Origin of the sequence: Allobosea massiliensis, from assembly GCF_042655245.1 — a bacterium.
Classification (GTDB): Bacteria; Pseudomonadota; Alphaproteobacteria; order Rhizobiales; family Beijerinckiaceae; genus Allobosea; species Allobosea massiliensis.
The window spans coordinates 1-643 of record NZ_JBHSLU010000053.1 but is presented as its reverse complement, the minus strand read 5'-3'; the positions used below and the strand labels follow the sequence as shown (position 1 = coordinate 643).

The 643-nt window shown below is 67.7% G+C and carries 1 protein-coding gene; it reads right to left on the bottom strand.

The features are described 5' to 3' along the window. On the bottom strand, window positions 1-643 hold a 643-nt coding region (locus tag ACFPN9_RS17060; protein WP_377817290.1), incomplete at both ends, for an ISL3 family transposase.

Here is a 643-nt window from a genome sequence, read left to right as displayed (position 1 = left end):
CCGCGGATCTGGCGCATCGACTTGCGCACGGCGTCGAGGAAAGCGCGGCTGGCGTTCTCCATCAGGTGCCAGCGGTCGGCAACCTGGACGGCCTGCGGCAAGGCACGCGCCACCGCCTCGCCGTAGCCCCCGCCACGGTCACGGGCAACGGTATGGATAAGCGGCTGACGGAGGAGCCAAGCTTCCGATGTCGCCGGCTCCCGGTCAGGAAGCAGGACGACCGGCCGGCGGCGTTCGAGGTCGCAGACGATCGTGCCGTAGCGGTGATTGCGCCGCCACGCGAAGTCATCGATACCGATCACGCGTAATGGGTCGCTCGGCACCCGCGCACGCTGCCGGACCACGCGCAGCAGCGTATCGTTGCTGACCGGCAGCATCATCCTGGCGGCAAAACTCGCTCCGGGTCGGCCGCCCAACGCGAGCCCGAGATGCTGGACGATATGATCGAGACGATCCGTCCGGCGTGCTCGTGGCGCGAGGATGCGGTCACCAAAGCGCTCTGCAAAGATCTGGCGGCCGCATAGGACCGCATCGCACCGAAAGCGCCGGACGAGGACCTGGAGTTCGACGCGTCGGCCGCTCAGCGGCAGGTCCTTTGCTCGCCGCCAATACCGGCTTTGGATCCGTTGTGAGATCGCCCCAC